The sequence below is a fragment of the Mesorhizobium sp. YR577 genome (assembly GCF_900116595.1).
Lineage (GTDB): Bacteria > Pseudomonadota > Alphaproteobacteria > Rhizobiales > Rhizobiaceae > Mesorhizobium_M.
The window spans coordinates 51618-66637 of the sequence record NZ_FPBI01000018.1; the positions used below are offsets into that span (position 1 = coordinate 51618).

General features: G+C 63.3%; 14 protein-coding genes. 4 read left to right on the forward strand and 10 right to left on the reverse strand.

What is annotated here, in order from left to right; all coding sequences use genetic code 11:
- Positions 1–107: 107 nt before the first annotated feature.
- Entirely contained in the window at positions 108–3656 is a 3549-nt protein-coding gene (locus BM413_RS23445; RefSeq protein ID WP_091917273.1) for a M10 family metallopeptidase C-terminal domain-containing protein, read from the forward strand.
- A gap of 59 nt (positions 3657–3715) precedes the next feature.
- Here BM413_RS23445 and gyrB read toward each other — a convergent pair whose 3' ends face one another.
- Together gyrB and BM413_RS23455 are read right to left on the reverse strand one after the other, a co-directional pair.
- Positions 3716–6190 carry a DNA topoisomerase (ATP-hydrolyzing) subunit B gene (gyrB, locus tag BM413_RS23450; protein ID WP_091917274.1) on the reverse strand — a complete coding sequence of 825 codons (2475 nt, stop codon included), beginning with the start codon at positions 6188–6190 and terminating at the stop codon, positions 3716–3718.
- A 196-nt stretch (positions 6191–6386) separates the two neighbouring features.
- A complete protein-coding gene (locus tag BM413_RS23455) occupies positions 6387–6977 on the reverse strand; it encodes an NADPH-dependent FMN reductase (protein ID WP_091917275.1) in 591 nt (196 codons plus the stop codon).
- A 205-nt stretch (positions 6978–7182) separates the two neighbouring features.
- Between BM413_RS23455 and BM413_RS23460 the strand changes: the two genes are divergently transcribed.
- Positions 7183–8553, forward strand: a complete 1371-nt coding sequence (locus BM413_RS23460; RefSeq protein WP_091917341.1) for a cytochrome P450 — start codon at positions 7183–7185, stop codon at positions 8551–8553.
- A 10-nt stretch (positions 8554–8563) separates the two neighbouring features.
- Positions 8564–8848 (forward strand): acylphosphatase, encoded by a 285-nt coding sequence (locus BM413_RS23465; RefSeq protein WP_348272929.1) that lies wholly within the window; start codon positions 8564–8566, stop codon positions 8846–8848.
- Here the strand turns inward: BM413_RS23465 and BM413_RS23470 are convergent.
- The 3 genes from BM413_RS23470 to rsmI all read right to left on the reverse strand — a co-directional run bounded on the left by BM413_RS23470 (position 8845) and on the right by rsmI (position 10987).
- A complete protein-coding gene (locus BM413_RS23470; protein WP_091917277.1) occupies positions 8845–9672 on the reverse strand; it encodes a cyclase family protein in 828 nt (275 codons plus the stop codon). The genes BM413_RS23465 and BM413_RS23470 overlap by 4 nt on opposite strands.
- Positions 9673–9750: 78 nt before the next feature.
- Positions 9751–10122, reverse strand: a complete 372-nt coding sequence (locus BM413_RS23475) for a YraN family protein (protein ID WP_091917278.1) — start codon at positions 10120–10122, stop codon at positions 9751–9753.
- On the reverse strand, positions 10115–10987 hold the full coding sequence (rsmI, locus tag BM413_RS23480) for a 16S rRNA (cytidine(1402)-2'-O)-methyltransferase (RefSeq protein WP_091917342.1): 873 nt from the start codon (positions 10985–10987) through the stop codon (positions 10115–10117). Before rsmI ends, BM413_RS23475 begins: the two co-directional genes overlap by 8 nt.
- A gap of 127 nt (positions 10988–11114) precedes the next feature.
- On the opposite strand from rsmI, the gene BM413_RS23485 reads away from it, so the two are divergent.
- A complete protein-coding gene (locus BM413_RS23485; protein ID WP_091917279.1) occupies positions 11115–11321 on the forward strand; it encodes a hypothetical protein in 207 nt (68 codons plus the stop codon).
- A 70-nt stretch (positions 11322–11391) separates the two neighbouring features.
- On the opposite strand, the gene BM413_RS23490 is transcribed toward BM413_RS23485, so the two are convergent.
- From BM413_RS23490 to rph, 5 genes are all read right to left on the reverse strand, one after another.
- Positions 11392–11829, reverse strand: a complete 438-nt coding sequence (locus BM413_RS23490) for an EamA family transporter (protein ID WP_091917280.1) — start codon at positions 11827–11829, stop codon at positions 11392–11394.
- Positions 11830–12002: 173 nt separating this feature from the next.
- Positions 12003–13157 carry a radical SAM family heme chaperone HemW gene (gene hemW / locus BM413_RS23495; RefSeq protein ID WP_091917343.1) on the reverse strand — a complete coding sequence of 385 codons (1155 nt, stop codon included), beginning with the start codon at positions 13155–13157 and terminating at the stop codon, positions 12003–12005.
- An 11-nt stretch (positions 13158–13168) separates the two neighbouring features.
- A complete protein-coding gene (gene rdgB / locus BM413_RS23500; RefSeq protein ID WP_091917281.1) occupies positions 13169–13816 on the reverse strand; it encodes an RdgB/HAM1 family non-canonical purine NTP pyrophosphatase in 648 nt (215 codons plus the stop codon).
- Positions 13817–14227: a VOC family protein gene (locus BM413_RS23505; protein ID WP_091917282.1), complete on the reverse strand. Its 411-nt coding sequence runs from the start codon at positions 14225–14227 to the stop codon at positions 13817–13819. It lies immediately after the preceding gene.
- 9 nt (positions 14228–14236) lie between these two features.
- Entirely contained in the window at positions 14237–14953 is a 717-nt protein-coding gene (rph, locus tag BM413_RS23510; protein ID WP_091917344.1) for a ribonuclease PH, read from the reverse strand.
- Positions 14954–15020 lie beyond the last annotated feature (67 nt).

A 15020-nucleotide genomic window follows, 5' to 3' on the forward strand; every position in this document is an offset into this window, starting at 1 on the left:
GATCCCATAACAGTCACAACTGCCTTGCACAGAGAGCGCTAACGGTTAAAGATAGCTCTTAGGGGCTATCCGGCTTGGGGCAAACTCGAACCCAGGGAAGTTGAAAAATGCCGAACCCCCCGGAATGGCAGAACATTGATCAGACACCCGAAAATCCGTTCGACAAGAGTACTGATTATGAGGCTTTTCTAAATTATCTCGGAGCTCTGAACCGCCCTTTGACGGTCGCGATGGCTCACCAGCCAATCACCGTAAATCTTGAGGAGCTCAACAACCATCCCGAGTACAAGGAAGCGGCGGCCGGCGCGCTCCAGCAATGGTCCGCGGTAACGCCGCTCCAGTTCGAGCTTGTCACCAGCGGCGAGTATCTGACCGTTGTCAGTCCGGAGATCGGCGAGGAAGATGACGGCAGTGCCTATTCCGCCGGCCGCTATGTCAGTGTCGGCCAGAGATTTCACGATACCGAGCCGCACAAGACCGAACCGGGCGGCTATCTCTTCAACACCTTCGTCCACGAATTCGGCCACGAATGGGGGCTGAACCATCCCGGCGTCTATAATTACGGCGGTCCCGGCGGCGAGCAGATCACCTTTCTTGCCGGTGCGACCTGGGTCTATGACCAGCAGCGCTACAGCGTGATGTCCTATTTCGACGGCATCGACGTCGGCGAGCGCACGCGGTGGACATCGACGACGCCGATGGTCGGCGACATCGAGGCGGTTATCCGTCGTTATTTCTCGACGGTTGTCGACGGCGTGAGAACCTACGAGGATATCCAGCTCAACACCGGCGACAATGTCTACGGTTTCGGCAGCACGAAGCTCGGCTACGAGCTGACCGCCGCCGGGCCACGCCATGACGTCGGCTTCGTCATCCACGATACGGGTGGCTACGATACGATCGACTTCTCTGGATCTACTGCGGATACGATCCTCGATCTGCGCGAAGGCCGTTGGTCCAGCGTGAACGGTCACCGCAACAACGTTGCGATTTTTGACGGCCACAACGCCGATGCGACGCAATACTACGTCGAGAAGGGCGTCGGCAGCAGGTTTGACGACATCATTCTTGGCAATGATGGCGACAACGAGCTGATTGGCGGCGCCGGCGACGACAAGATCGCGGGTTTTGCCGGCAACGACAACATCAATGGCGGCGCTGGAGCCGACATACTGGACGGCGGAACCGGAGACGACACGGTCAATGGCGGCGCCGGTGATGACGAGATGGTCGGCGGCGACGGTGCCGATACGCTGAATGGCGCCGGCGGCAATGACAAGCTGGATGGCGGCGCCGGAAACGACAAGCTTGCCGGCGGCGCGGGCGACGACCTGGTCATCGGCGGTGCCGACGACGATACGTTGACGGGTGGCGTCGGCAACGACCGGATGGACGGCGGCGACGGCGCAGACGTGGTGCGCGGCGGCGACGGTGATGACATGATAGCCGGCGGGCGCGACACCCTTGCCAGCCGCGACATCAACAACACGCTTCCCATCCCGTCGCTGGAAGACCAGACCGAAAGTAACGACGGCAATGACCGGCTCTACGGCGAGGCCGGCAACGACACCATCGAAGGCGGTGCCGGCGATGATCTTCTCGATGGCGGAACAGGCGACGACATCCTGCGCGGCATGGCAGGCGTCGACGTCTTCCGGGGCGGCGACGGCTCGGACACGGTCGACTACAGCAAGGAAAGCCCGTTCCAGCTATTGGTCAATCTCGAGCTGAACATCGCCAGCGGCGGCACTGCCTCCGGCGACACTTTCTACAGCATCGAAAACCTGATCGGCTCGGATGACCGCATCGACCGCTTCATCGGCAACGCTGCGGACAACCACTTCCAGGGTCTCGGTGGCGGCGACGTCTTCAATGGCGGCGACGGCAATGACATCCTCGATGGAGCACGCGATGCCGATGTTCTCTATGGCGACGCCGGTGATGACACGCTGATCGGCGGTGCGGGATATGATTATATCCACGGCGGCGACGGCAACGACACCGCAGTCTACACCGGCAGCACAAGGGGCGTGACCGTTGATCTCGCCCAGCATCTGGCTGCCGGCGGTGATGCCGAAGGCAATACGGTGAACGGGGTCAAGGGCGACACCCTGATCTCGATCGAGAACCTTGTCGGTTCAGCCCTCAACGACAATCTCTTCGGCGATGCTGGCGTGAACAGGCTGAGCGGCGGTGCCGGCGACGATGTGCTGGGTGGCGGTGCCGGCCAGGACTATCTCGACGGCGGCGCTGGCAGCGACATGGTTGCGTTCTACGACAGCACGCAAGGTGTCGTCCTCGCGCTCGGTCAAGCCGGCGAAGACACGCTGGTGTCCATCGAGGGAATTGCCGGGTCGGCCTTTGCCGACACCCTGACCGGTGACGCCGGCGACAACAGCCTGGTCGGGCAGGGTGGCGACGACACGCTGGCCGGCGGTGCGGGCAACGACGTGCTCGACGGCGATTTCGTGCCGTTCCCGGTCTCTGGCATCGGCATGGGTGACGGCTATGTCACTTTGCCAGCAAGCGCGACGAACAACTCGACTGCCACTGCCGTTGATTTCACCAACGGCTTCTCGCTCGCTGCCGACGCCGAGATACGCGACGCCGCGACCGTGCCGCATTGGACGGTCAACGCAACCGGCAACGGTTCGTCGGGCTTCTACAAGGTGGTGCTGAAAGCCGGCTCGACCATCACTGCCGACATCGACGGCATTGCCGATCCGGACCAGCTCGACAGCTGGATCCAGCTGATCGGCGGCGACGGCACCGTGCTTGCCGACAACGACGACAATGGCGGTGACCCGGGTTCGTCGTCAGGTCGGGATTCCGGGCTCACCTTCACCGTGGAGGAAGACGGCACCTACTACATCCAGGTCGGAAGCTGGGTTCCGGGCAGCGACGGCTTCCAGCCGGTCGTCGGCTCCGGCATCGCCTATGAGCTGAATGTCTCGGTCGCGCCGCCGGCACCTGTCATGCCCCATATCGGCATAGCCGGCAACGATACGCTCGATGGCGGCGAAGGTAACGATACCCTCTACGGCCGGGCTGGCAACGACACGTTGAACGGTGGCCTCGGTCAGGACTATCTCGACGGCGGTGCCGGCACGGACAGGATGGTCGGCGGCGACGGCGGCGATACCTATGCCGTCGATACCAGCAGCGATATCGTCGTGGAGGCAAGGACAGGGACCGGGATTGATCTGGTGAACAGTTCCGCCAGCTTCAGCCTCGGTGGCCAGTTCATCGAGAACCTGACCTTGACCGGTGCGGCCAACATCAATGGCACCGGCAACTCGCTTGCCAACGCAATCACCGGCAATGGCGGCACCAACACGCTTCGCGGGCTCGGCGGCAATGACACGCTGACGGGCGCTGGCGGCAACGACACGCTGGCCGGTGGCGACGGTAATGACACCTTCCTGTTCGCGGATGATTTCGGCCTGGACACCATCACGGACTTCGTCGCCGGCTCGGTGGACGACGTGATCGGCTTTGCAACCGATCTGTTCGAGGACTTCGCCTCGGTCCTGGCCGCGGCAACTCAGGTCGGGTCGAACACCGTGATCACCTATGATGACGACAACACCCTGACATTGCGAAATGTCGCGGTGGCGAACCTGCAGCAGAGTGATTTCCTGTTCGCTGCAGCCTGATCGAAGACGATCGAAATGGACTGTGCGCCGGCCCCGGCGCACAGTCTGGTGCCTAGCCGTCAGACGTCCAGATTGGCGACGCTCAGCGCGTGTTCCTGAATGAATTCGCGCCGCGGCTCGACCTCGTCGCCCATCAGGCGAGAGAACAGCGAGTCGGCGTCGGTGGCGTCGTGGATCTTGACCTGCAGCAACGAGCGCACATTCGGGTCCAGCGTGGTTTCCCAGAGCTGCTCGGCATTCATCTCGCCAAGGCCCTTGTAGCGCTGCATCGTCAGGCCCTTGCGGCCGGTGGCGAAGATCGCGTCGAGCAGTGCCATCGGTCCCGAGATCGTCTCGGACACCTCTTTGCGCCGCAGCACAGGCGACTGGGCGTAGACTTCGTGCAGGCGGGCGGCATAGCGGTCGAGCGCGCGCGCATCGGCCGAGTTGATCAGCCCCATGTCGAGATGGGCATATTCCTTCACGCCGCGCACCGTGCGCTCGAAAATGAAACCGCCCGGGCCTTCATTCGAGGTCGCGGTGCGGCCCTCCCAGCCGCGCTCGGTATCCTCGGCGATGGCGTCGAGGCGCTGGGCGATGGTTTCGGCCATGGCGTTGGCGCGCCCGAGGTTGGAGAAAATGTCAGGGTTGAGCCCGCCGGCGATAGCGGCCTGCTCGACGACCGTCCGCGAGTAGCGCGTGTGCAGCCCGTTAAGCAGGGTACGCACAGCCATTGCATCATCCACCGCGCCGCGCAGGTCCTGCCCGGTGCGGACTTCGCCTGTCGACTGGGTGAGAGACGCTTCTTCGAGGCCCGATCCGATCAGGAATGCCTCGAAGGCGCTTTCGTCCTTGATGTATTGCGAGCTCTTGCCGCGCGAAACCTTGTAGAGCGGCGGCTGCGCGATATAGAGGTGGCCGCGCTCGATCAGCTCCGGCATCTGCCGGAAGAAGAAGGTGAGCAGCAGCGTGCGGATATGGGCGCCGTCGACGTCGGCGTCGGTCATGATGATGATCTTGTGGTAGCGCAACTTGTCGGCGTTGAACTCGTCTTTGCCGATCGAGGTGCCGAGCGCGGTGATCAGCGTGCCGATCATGTCGGAGCCCAGCATGCGGTCGAAGCGCGCGCGCTCGACATTCAGGATCTTGCCGCGTAGCGGAAGAATGGCCTGGTTTTGGCGCGAGCGGCCGCCCTTGGCCGAGCCACCTGCCGAGTCACCCTCGACGATGAAGATTTCGGACTTGGCCGGGTCGCGCTCCTGGCAGTCGGCAAGCTTGCCGGGGAGCGAGGTGATGTCGAGAACGCCCTTGCGCCGCGTCAGCTCACGCGCCTTGCGCGCGGCTTCGCGGGCGGCGGCTGCTTCCACCACCTTGGCGATCAGTATCTTGGCTTCCGAAGGGTGTTCCTCGAACCACGTTCCGAGCGCCTCGTTGACGAGGCTTTCGACCACCGGACGCACTTCCGACGAAACCAGCTTGTCCTTGGTCTGCGAGGAGAATTTCGGGTCGGGAACCTTGACCGAAAGAACGGCGGTCAGCCCTTCGCGGCTGTCGTCGCCGGTGATGGAAACCTTTTCCTTTTTGGAAATGCCCGAGGATTCGGCATAGCCCGTGACCTGACGTGTCAGCGCGCCACGGAAACCGGCCAGATGGGTGCCGCCGTCGCGCTGCGGGATGTTGTTGGTGAAGGCCAGCACGTTCTCGTGATAGCTGTCGTTCCACCACATCGCCACTTCGACGGTGATGCCGTCGCGCTCGGCCTTGATGGCGATCGGCGAGGAAATCAGCGGCTTTTTCGCCCGATCGAGATATTTGACGAACTCGATCAGACCGCCATCGTAGAGCAGTTCCTGCGTCTTGACGTCGGCGTGGCGCTTGTCGGTCAGCACGATGCGTACGCCGGAATTCAGGAATGCCAGTTCGCGCAGCCGGTGTTCCAGCGTGTTGTAGTCGAACTCCACCATGGTGAAGGTGTCGGTCGACGGCATGAAGGAGATTTCGCTGCCGCTGCGCCCTTCATATGTGGCGGGAAGCTTGTTCGGCACATAGGTGCCGGTCACCTTCAGCGGCGCATCGGAGTTGCCGTGGGTAAAGCTCATCTCGTGGATGTTGCCGTCGCGGCGGATCTTCAGCTTCAGCCACACCGAAAGCGCGTTGACGACGGAGACGCCGACGCCGTGCAGGCCGCCCGAAACCTTATAGGAATTCTGGTCGAACTTACCGCCGGCATGAAGCTGCGTCATGATGACTTCAGCCGCCGAAATGCCTTCGCCGGTGTGAATATCGGTCGGAATGCCGCGGCCATTGTCGATGACCGTGCAGGAACCGTCGGGATTGAGCGTTACCGTCACCAGATCGGCGTGGCCAGCCAGCGCCTCGTCGATGGCGTTGTCGACGACTTCGTAGACCATGTGGTGCAGGCCCGAGCCATCGTCGGTGTCGCCGATATACATGCCCGGCCGCTTGCGCACCGCATCAAGACCTTTGAGAACCTTGATGGAATCGGCGCCATACTCAGCCTGCGCACCGGCCTGGTTTTCGGTCGTATCGCTCATGAAGTGCTTTCGTCTCTCTATCGCGGGACAGGCGCGCAATTCCATTCCGAATCGCGCGCCCGATCATGTCCTAGATATAGGCGCTTCATGGCTTTTTTCCAAGTTTTCCAAGGATTTTGCCGGGGAAAAGCGAGGAGGACGGGGTGCCGGTCGAGAGCCGGGCAAACATGTTCGCACAGGTTGCTGCCCGTGCGCGTTAAGCGGCCTTGTCGGCTACTGCCTTCACCGGACGCAGAGCCTTCAGAGCGCCGGCCCAGCGGTCAAGTTCGTCGAGCATGGTCGTGGCACCGGTGGTGATGAGATCGTTCGGCTCGAACACGCCGTCCTTGAGGAACTGCGGGTAGTTCGGCACCGGCACGCCTTCGGGAATCGGCACCATCTTCTGCGTCGTCAGCAGCGGCTTGAGCGACTCCACTGCGCGCAGACCGCCGGAGACGCCGGCATAGGACAGGAAGCCGGCCGGCTTGTAGCGCCATTCGGCCGAAAGGTAGGTGATGGCGTTGATGAGCGAGGCCGGCGCGAAATAATTGTATTCCGGCGTCACGAAGACGAAGGCGTCGCCAGCGTCGATCGCCTCGGACCATTTCTTGGTGTGGGCGTTCTCATACTGGCCAAGACGCGGATGCTTGGGCTCGTCGAAGATCGGCAGGTTGAATTCGGCCAGGTCGACGATAACCGGCTCGAACTTGCCGTGCTTGCGGGCAAAATCGGCGAACCACTTAGCGAACACCGGGCCGACGCGGCCGGGGCGGGTGCTGCCGATGATGATGTTGAGTTTCTGTGTCATAGTCGTGATCCTGTGGGAGGATTAGGTATCCAATGGTAACCGAGTGTACATAAGCGCTCTTGTGTGCAGTGCACAAGAGGGAACTTTTCGGTAACTGGGGAAGGTTTTGGTGACACAGCGTTCACCAAACGCGGTGCGACAATGCCCTCGCATGGACGCTGGCCATCGGTGCGCCTACATAGGAGGGACCCGAATGGAGCAATTGATGGATATCGCCCCAGCGCCTTTCGTCCCGCCCGCGCCGAAGCCGCGCACCTCGCCGCCTTCGACGCTGGAGATGATCCGCATCGTCTACCGCAACCCGCTCGAATTGTGGGGTGAGCCTTCCTATAACGAGCCGTGGATTTCGGTGAACGGCGTCGGCGGGCCGCTGGTCATCGCCAATGACCCGGGCCTGATCCGCCACGTGCTGGTCGACAACGCCAAGAACTACAAGATGGCGACGGTGCGCCAGAAAATCCTGCGGCCGATCCTGCGCGATGGGCTGCTGACGGCGGAAGGCGACGTCTGGAAGCGCTCGCGCAAGGCGATGGCGCCGGTGTTCACGCCGCGCCACATCTTCGGCTTCGCCGGGCCGATGCTGAAGCGCACGCAGGAATTCGTCACGCGCTACGAGGAAGAGCCTGGCACGGTCGATGTCGCCCACGACATGACCCTGCTGACCTACGACATTCTGGCCGAAACGCTGTTTTCAGGCGAGATCGCCGGCGAGCCGGGCAGTTTTGCCCGCGAAATCGATCGCCTGTTCGAGACGATGGGCCGTGTCGATCCGCTCGATCTCCTGCGCGCACCCGACTGGATGCCGCGCCTTACCCGTATTCGCGGCCGCAAGACCATGGCCTATTTCCGCAAGATCGTCACCGATACGGTGTCGATGCGCACGGAACGGCTGGCGCGTGACCCAGATAATGTACCCGAGGATTTCCTGACGCTGCTGCTGCGCGCTGAAGGGCCGAACGGCCTGACGCGCGCCGAGATCGAGGACAACATCATCACCTTCATCGGCGCCGGCCACGAAACAACGGCCCGCGCGCTCGGCTGGACCATCTATTGCCTCGCCGAAGCGCCCTGGGAGCGCGACAAGGTCGAGGCCGAGATTGACGCCGTGCTGGCGCGCGAGCCGGACCCGACGAAATGGCTCGACGCCATGCCGCTGACCCGCGCCGCCTTCGACGAGGCGCTGCGGCTCTATCCGCCGGCGCCGTCGATCAACCGCGAGCCGATCGAGCCGGAAACCTACAAGGACCTCTACATTCCCAAACACGCTGCCGTTTTGGTCATGCCGTGGGTCGTGCATCGGCACCGCAAACTGTGGGACCAGCCCGACGCCTTCATGCCGGAGCGGTTCCATCCCGGAAACCGCGAAAAGATCGACCGCTTTCAATATCTGCCCTTCGGCGCCGGCCCGCGCGTCTGCATCGGCGCCAGCTTCGCCATGCAGGAGGCGATCATCGCGCTGGCCGTCATGCTATCGCGCTTCCGCTTCGACACCGTCGCCGAGACCAAGCCATGGCCGGTGCAGAAGCTGACGACGCAGCCGCAGGGCGGCCTGCCGATGCGGGTGACACGGCGCTGAGGGAGGGATGGTGAGCGACGCTCCTTCGGCTTTGCTGGTGCGGATAACGGGGCGGGTCCAGGGCGTCGGCTTTCGTATGTGGACACAGGACGAGGCCGAAAGGCTCGGGTTGCGCGGCTGGGTGCGCAACGAACGGGACGGCTCCGTCACGGCGTTGATTTCTGGCCCCGGCGAAGCGACTGCGGCCATGCTGAAGCTGTTATGGAACGGACCGCGCGGGGCGGTGGTGTCGAAGGTGGTGACCGAGGCGGCAAGTGCGGAGGCCGCACCTGCCGGCTTCGAAATCACCGCCTAGACCAGCGCAAAAATCCGCGCAGGCCCGCCCGTCGCACCCTTGATCTTCGGCGCGCCGACCACGATGGTCGCGCCCTTCACTGGCACCTTGTCGAGATTGGCGACGCCCTCGATGCCGTAGCGGCCGCTGGGCAGCCAGGTGTTGTGCACGATGAAATCGGGCGAGGGACCGTAGTCGAGCGACAGCGTGTCGACGGCGATCGCCTTGATCGACGGCTGCTCGATCAGCAGCTGCGCGGTTTCGACGTGGAAGCCCGGAAAATGCATGGTCTTGCCGTCATCGCCGACATTGCGGAATTTTTCGGTCGCGACATGATCGCCCCAGCCCGAGAGCAGCGCCACCACCGCGCCTTCCGGCAGGTCGCCATTGGCGCTCGTCCAGGCCTTGATGTCGTCCGGCGTGAGCTGCGCGTCGGGATTTTCTGCCGCCTTGGCACGGATGTCGATCACCACCAGCGGCGCGATCAGGTCCTCGACCGGCAGCTCGGCCACCGACTTGCCGTCGGCGGTGAAATGCAGCGGCGCGTCGATATGGGTGCCGGTGTGCTCGCTGATGCGCCATTCGTTCAGGTTGAAGGTGTCCTTGGCATGGGTGAATTTCTGGTCGATGAAAAGCTGCTGCCCGCCGAAATAGGTCGGAAACTGCTCCCAGATTTCATGAGTGAGATCCTCGGCCTTCTTGGGAGCTTCGGCGGCAAAAAGCGGCCGTGACGGCAAGGCCGTGGCAAGTGCTGCAGCACCAGCTGCCGCGATAGTTCCCTTGAAGAAGTTGCGGCGGCTGAGCATGCCCGCCTTGACGGATTCCATTACGCAGTGATGGCACATGATACCCCTCTTCATTCTGGTTGACGGAGGGAGTTTGTTCCACGGTTGCCGCAACGGCAAGTGCCTGATCTTGCGCGTTTAGTTGCGCCCGTGAAAAACGTTTTCGATATGCACCGGCCAGCGGCGCGGCAGCACCGCCACCATGTCGAAACGCACCGACAGCTTTCCATAGTCGGGCTGGCGCGACAGCCACAGGTCGGCCGCGCCCTCGATGCGGCGCTCGGAGCTGTAGGCGAGGGCTTCCATGGCTGAAACCAGCGTCGGCCGCGCCTTGACCTCGACGATCAGCACGAGGTTGCCGCGCCGCGCGATCAGGTCGATCTCGCCGAGTTTCGTTCGATAGCGCCGGGCGACGATGCGATAGCCCTTGAACATCAGGGCAAGGGCCGCCAGCCATTCGCCGCGGTGGCCGCGCTTGTAGGCCTTGATCCGCGCGCTGGCGTCAGTCACCCGTACCTTCCCTGAGTTCGAGCAGGCGGCGGTAGAGCGCGGGCTTCTGCCCGCCGGTCATGCGCGCAGCTTCGGCGGCAGCCTTCGACGCCGGCATTTCCTTGGCCAGCGACAGCAGCAGGCGGTCGATGTCTTCAGGCCCGGTCACGGCCTGTTCTTCCGGCGGGCCGACGCAGATGACGATCTCGCCCTTGGGCGTCGGCGCTTCGGCATAATGCGCGGCGAGCGCCGACAGCGTGCCGGTGCGCATTTCCTCGAATCTCTTGGTCAGTTCGCGGCCAATGGCGGCATGGCGGTCGCCATAGACGTCGGCCATGGCGACAAGCGTGTCGGCCAGCCGGCGCGGCGATTCGAAGAAGATCAGCGTTGCCGGCACGGCGGTCAGCTCGGAAAGCCGCGTGCGCCGCTGGCCGTCCTTGACCGGCAGGAACCCGGCAAACAGGAAAGCGTCGGAGGGCAGGCCCGATGCAGTCAGTGCGGCCAGAACCGCCGAAGCGCCTGGTATCGGCACGACCCGGATGCCTTTTTCCAGCGCCTGCCCGACCAGCCTGTAGCCGGGATCGGAAACGAGCGGCGTGCCGGCATCCGATACCAGCGCCACGCTCTGCCCGCTTTCCAGCGCCTCGATCAGGCGCGGGCCGGCCTCGGCGGCATTGTGCTCGTGATAAGGCGTCGGGCGCTGGCGAATGCCGTAGCGTTCCAGCAGAATGCGGGTAACGCGGGTGTCCTCGCAGGCGAGGATATCGGCGCCGGCCAGCGTTTCCAGCGCGCGCAGCGTGATGTCGCCGAGATTGCCGATGGGCGTGGCGACGAGATAGAGCGCGGCTTCCATCGGACGGGCGGCGACCTCCGTCTGCCCGATCATGAAACTCTTCTTGCCGTCTGCCCGCACGCCATCTTCTCCTTGACCTCCCTCTTTGGCACGCCGTCGGTCGCCTTGCAAAAAACCTTTCGGCCCTTACGTAAATTTTGCCGCAATCGGGAACGAAACCATGCGCGTCGGGTTTGGCATGTTCACCCGGGAGGATCCGATGCAAGGCCTTCAGCTACAGGACGTGTTCCAGCCCTACTATGCCGACCGCAGGAGTTTTCTCGCTGACGGTGCAATGGCGCCGGCTCCGAAAACCGAGCGCAAGGACAGCGACGAGACCGGCGATAAAAAGCCGGCCACGCCAGAGCCTAACTCGAAAAAGGCCTGAAGATACAATGCCCAATCACTTCGATGCATTCCTGCCGCGTCTGGAAAAACGGCACGCCGACGAGCGTCCGTCAGACCCGGTAGGCGACCAGAACAGCACCCGCGGCAATCAGCGCGACGCCAAGCCAGTTCGCGCCGCTCAGCCGCTCGCCGAGAAACACCACGCCAAACACCGCGACAAGAACCACGCTTAGCTTGTCGATCGGTGCCACCTGCGCGGCATTGCCCAGCTTCAGCGCGCGGAAATAGCAGAGCCACGACGCGCCCGTCGCCAGTCCCGACAGGACGAGGAAGCCATAGGTCTTTCCCGAGATTTCGCCCGGATTCTGGAACTGCCCGGTGGCGAAGACTATCCCCGCCAGCACCAGCAATATGACCACGGTGCGGATCAGCGTCGCGAAATCCGAATTGATGTTTTCGATGCCGACCTTGGCGAAGATCGCGGTCAGCGCGGCGAAGGCGGCTGAAAGCAGTGCCCAGAACTGCCAGGAGGTGAGGGCGGAATTCATTGAATGGTTTCCTGTTAAAGCACTAGGAGATTGTTCGTTACGGGACGATTGCGCAATCGTGCGTGAACTTTATCCCCCTCTCCGTCTCGGCTTCGCCGAGACGGAGAGGGGGCTTTGACGCACAAAAACGATCGTCCAACTCTTTTCATCAACGGAAGGCGCGGTGCGGCGTCCTACCGCGCCAGATCGGCCACGACCGCGTCCAGCACGATCATGCCCGACGCAGTTGCGCGCAGGCGCGAATTGCCGACGGGCGCGATCAGCCCTTCGCCTTGCAGGATCGACATGCGCGGCGAAGAAAGCGCGCGGCCGGAAAGCCGCTCAAAGCGGTCGAGGTCGATGCCCTCGGCAAGCCGCAGTCCCATCAGCAGGAACTCGTCGGCTTCCTCGGAACGCGTCAGGGTCTCGCCGCCGATGACGCCATGCCCATCGGTCTCGACAAGATCGAGCCAGCTTTCCGGCATCTTCTCGGTGAAGGTCACCACGCGCCGGTCATCCTCGATGAAGCGGCCATGCGCGCCGGGGCCGACGCCGACATATTCGCCATAGCGCCAATAGGTCAGGTTATGGCGGCTTTCCGCGCCCGGCTTGGCGTGGTTGGAAATCTCATAGGCAGGCAGGCCACGCGCAGCGGTCACTTCCTGCGTAATCGCGTAGAGGTCCGCCGATGCCTCTGCATCCGGCAGCTCGAATTTATGCGCGGCGTAAAGCGTGTGGAAGCGCGTGCCTTCCTCGATGGTCAGCTGGTAGAGCGACAGATGGTCGGCGGCGTGGCCGATTGCCTGTTCGAGTTCAGCGCTCCACGCTTCCGGCGTCTGGCCGGGGCGGGCATAGATCAGGTCGAAGGAAAGCCGCGGAAAGATTTCGCGCGCCAGCCCGATCGCGTGCAGCGCCTCGGAGACGTTGTGCAGGCGGCCCAAAAAGCGCAGGTCGGCATCGTTCAGCGCCTGCACGCCGAGCGAGACGCGGTTGACGCCGGCTGCGCGATAGCCGCGAAAGCGCTCGGCCTCCACGGATGACGGGTTGGCCTCCAGCGTGATCTCGATGCCGTCCGGCACGGTCCAGTTTTTCGCCACGGCGTCCAGCATCCTGGCCACCGTTTCAGGCTTCATCAGCGAGGGCGTGCCGCCGCCAAGGAAGACGCTGGTGACCTCGCGCGGGCCGGTGCGCTCGCGCATCGTTGCAAGCTCGGTCTCGAAGGCACTGGCAAAGCGTTCCTGGTCGACCGGCTGGTGGCGGACATGGCTGTTGAAGTCGCAGTAAGGGCATTTGGCCGCGCAGAAAGGCCAGTGGATGTAGACGCCGAATCCCGGTTCGCTGCCCGTCAATGCCTTGTCCTTCACGCCGAGCCGAGCATGGCCCGGGCGAATTTCTGGAAGGCGCGGGCGCGGTGCGAAAGCGCCTCGTCCTGGCCCGGCTTCCAGCCATGCTTCTGCTCGGCCGTCATCTCGCCGAATGTCAGATCGTGCCCGTCCGGCATGAAGACCGGATCGTAGCCGAAACCCTTCTCGCCGCGCGGCGGCCACACCAGCGTTCCCTCGGCCTCGCCGCGGAAATATTCGGCATGCCCGTCCGGCCAGGCAACGCAGATAACGGCGACGAAGCGGCCCTTGCGATCTTCAGGGTCGGTCGCGCCGACCTCGTGCAGGGCCACTTCCGTGCGCTGCATGGCCATGCAGAAATCACGCGTTCCGTCGGGCTTTTCGGCCCAGTTGGCGGTGTAGACGCCTGGCTGGCCGCCGAGCGCGTCGACGACGAGCCCGGAATCGTCCGACAGCGCCGGCAGGCTGGTCGCCTTGGCCGACGCGAATGCCTTGATAAATGCGTTTTCCTCGAAGGTCGTTCCGGTCTCGTCCGGCTCAGGCAGGCCGTATTCCTTGGCCGACTTGGCCTGGAAGCCGAACGGCGCCATCAGGTCGGCGAATTCCCGCAGCTTGCCTTCATTGTGGCTGGCGACGACGATTTCCCGTTCGGTCAGAATGCGCATTCAAAGTCCCCAGATGCGTGGTTCGGAAAATTCTATCGAATTGCCGGAAGGGTCGCGGATGTAGATCGAGCGTCCTTCGTTTGGCCATTCGAAATCGGCCTCGACGGCGATGCCTTGGGCCTCGAAGGTGGCTTTCCACTGCACGATCTCGTCAGCGGTTGCGGCGAAGCACAGATGTCCTTCGCCTGTCGTGCCATGCGGTGGAATCGGCAGTTTCGCGCCGGCCGCAAGCTGGTTTCTGGTTGCTTCTGCGTTGAACAGCAAAAGCACGCCTGGCCCGCAGCGGAAGAACACGTGCCGGCCTTCGGCTTTCAAGATCATGTCCAGCCCCAGCACACCGCCATAGAACCGCTCAGCCTCGTCGAGGTCAGTGACGTAGAGCGCGGATTCGAGGATGGCGGAGGGCTGCATGGCTGAACCTCAGGCGACCGCCATCTGCTGCAGGCTGACCAGCCGGGAAATACCCTTTTTGGCCAGCGCCATCAGCGCGGCGAATTCTTCTTCGGTGAAGGGGGCGCCCTCGGCCGTGCCCTGGATCTCGACGATGCCGCCCTTGCCGGTCATCACGAAATTGGAGTCGGTGCCGGCCGATGAATCCTCGAGATAGTCGAGGTCGAGCACCGGCTGGCCGTCATGGATGCCACAGGAAATGGCGGCGACGTGATCCTTCAGCACCTTGGAAACGCTGACCATCTGGCGCGCTTCCATCCAGCGCAGGCAGTCATGCAGGGCCACCCAGCCGCCGGTAATGGCAGCCGTGCGCGTGCCGCCGTCGGCCTGGATGACGTCGCAGTCGACCGTGATCTGCATTTCGCCCAGCGCCTGCATGTCGACCACGGCGCGCAGCGAGCGGCCGATCAGGCGCTGGATTTCCAGCGTGCGGCCGCCCTGCTTGCCGGAAGAGGCTTCGCGGCGCATGCGGTCGCCGGTGGAACGCGGCAGCATGCCGTATTCGGCCGTCACCCAGCCCTTGCCGGTGTTGCGCATCCAGCCCGGCACCTTTTCCTCAAGGCTTGCGGTGCACAGAACATGGGTGTCGCCGAATTTGACCAGGCACGAGCCTTCCGCATGTTTGGAGACGTTGCGCTCGAAGGAGATGGCGCGCATTTCGTCGAATTGGCGTTTGGAAGGGCGCATACGGTTCTTTCTGTGAAAATTGGTGGAGTCGTCGCGGCTTGTAGCTCCATGCCGTTTCCGGCGCAAA